The sequence below is a fragment of the uncultured Halovibrio sp. genome (genome assembly GCF_913056445.1).
In the GTDB taxonomy this organism is placed as follows: Bacteria; Pseudomonadota; Gammaproteobacteria; order Pseudomonadales; family Oleiphilaceae; genus Halospina; species Halospina utahensis_B.
Genome location: NZ_CAJXMA010000141.1, coordinates 1 through 2038, shown reverse-complemented (window position 1 = coordinate 2038; position 2038 = coordinate 1). Strand labels below are relative to the sequence as shown.

At 64.0% G+C, this 2038-nt stretch carries 2 protein-coding genes; both read right to left on the bottom strand.

Annotated elements, in window-relative coordinates; translation table 11 throughout:
• On the bottom strand, nucleotides 1-805 hold an 805-nt coding region (locus QZ501_RS15080), incomplete at its 3' end, for a carboxyl transferase domain-containing protein (RefSeq protein WP_295720650.1).
• Nucleotides 806-808: 3 nt separating this feature from the next.
• Entirely contained in the window at nucleotides 809-1903 is a 1095-nt protein-coding gene (locus QZ501_RS15075; RefSeq protein WP_295720648.1) for an isovaleryl-CoA dehydrogenase, read from the bottom strand.
• Nucleotides 1904-2038: the final 135 nt, after the last annotated feature.

Sequence of the window (2038 nt, the reverse complement as noted above, 5' to 3'; positions counted from 1 at the left end):
GCCAGTTGAGGTTGGCGAGGCAGGCGCGCGCACGTTCCAGGGCGTCTTCCTCACTGTGGGCCAGGTGATCCGCCAGGCCGGAGGTGCTTGTGTGCATCTCGGCGCCCCCCAGCTCCTCGGCGGAGACGCTCTCACCGGTAGCGGCTTTCACCAGGGGTGGCCCCGCCAGGTAGACGGTGCTCTGGCCATCGACCATGATCGCCTCGTCCGCCATGGCGGGCACGTAGGCGCCGCCGGCAGTGCAGGGGCCCATGACCACGGCGATCTGGGGAATGCCGTTGGCGGAAAGGTTGGCCTGGCGGAAGAAGATGTGACCGAAGTGATCGTGGTCCGGGAAAACCTCGTCCTGCTGGGGCAGGTTGGCGCCGCCCGAATCCACCAGGTAGATGCACGGCAGGTGGTTTTCCGCGGCGATGGTCTGGGCGCGCAGGTGTTTCTTCACGGTCAGCGGGAAGTAGGTGCCGCCCTTGACCGTGGCGTCGTTGCCCAGGATGACGCACTCAACCCCGTTGACCCGGCCGATGCCGCCCACCGCACCGGCGGCGGGAACCTCACTGTCGTAGACCTGGTAGGCGGCCATGGGAGCCAGTTCCAGAAAGGGGGACCCCGGGTCCAGAAGCCGGTTGATGCGCTCGCGCACAGGCATCTTACCCTTGGAACGGTGGCGTTCCCGAGCCTTTTCACCACCGCCTTCGCTGATGGTGGCGAGCGTTTCAGCAAGGTCGTCCACCAGCGCCTGCATATGCTCCCGGCGCTCCCGGAAGAGGGCTCCGTCGGTGTCCACGGAGGATTCGAGGATCGCCATGGCTTACTCCGTTTCCTTGAACAGTTCCCGCCCGATCAGCATGCGCCGGATCTCCTGGGTGCCGGCCCCGATCTCGTAGAGCTTGGCATCACGGAGCAGCCGCCCGGCGGGGTATTCGTTGATATAGCCGTTGCCGCCCAGGATCTGGATAGCCTCAAGCGCCATTCTGGTGGCTTTCTCGGAGCAGTAGAGGATCGCCCCCGCAGCGTCCTTGCGGCTGGTTTCGCCCCGGTCGCACGCGGCGGCCACGGTATACAGGTAGGAGCGGCAGACGTTGAGCTCGGTGTACATGTCCGCCACTTTGGCCTGGATCAGCTGGAACTCGCCGATGGCCTGGCCGAACTGTTTGCGGTCGTGCACGTACGGCAGCACCAGGTCCAGGCACGCCTGCATGATCCCTACGGGGCCGCCGGCCAGAACCACGCGCTCGTAATCGAGACCGGACATGAGCACGCGGGCGCCGTTGTTCTCTGCGCCCAGAATGTTCTCTTCCGGGACCCAGGCGTCCTCGAAGATCAGCTCCGAGGTGTTGGAACCACGCATGCCCAGCTTGTCCAGCTTGGGGCCCTGGCTGAAGCCGGGAGTGTCGTGTTCGCCGACGGAGCCGTTGGTGATCCACATCTTGCTGCCATTGAGGCGGAACCCGTTACCGTCGCGGGTGGCCCGCAGCTTCATGCTGACCACATCCGAGCCGGCATTGGGCTCGCTCATGGCCAGTGCGCCCACGTGCTCGCCGGTCATCAGTTTCGGAAGGTATTTCGACCTCTGTTCCGGATTGCCGTTGCGAGCGATCTGATTCACGCAGAGATTGGAATGGGCCCCGTAACTCAGGCCCACGGAGCCGGAGGCGCGGCTGATTTCCTCCATGGCGATGACGTGAGCGAGGTAGCCCATGCCAGTGCCGTTGTCGTCTTCCGGGACCGTCATGCCCAGCAGGCCCATATCGCCCATCTGGGGCCAGAGATCGCGAGGGAAGGTATTGTCACTGTCGATGGCCGCCGCGCGCGGTGCGATCTCGCCCTGAGCGAACTGGCGAACCTGGTCCTGGAGCATCGCCGTTGTGTCATCCAGGTTGAAATTGAGGCCGGGGTAAGTCATGGAGAGGCTCCGCTTTGTTGTTGTTCAGTGATTCAGGGCATCGAGACAGCGCTGTTCCGCTTCATCAAGCTCCACCTGCATGAGCTGGAGCTCACGCATCTGGTCGTTCAACTGTTCACGTCGTTCCCGAATTTT

Bases quoted from the DNA above. Each gene is read 5' to 3' on its own strand.
- QZ501_RS15075 (WP_295720648.1), bottom strand. From the start codon at position 1,903: ATGACTTACCCCGGCCTCAATTTCAACCTGGATGACACAACGGCGATG.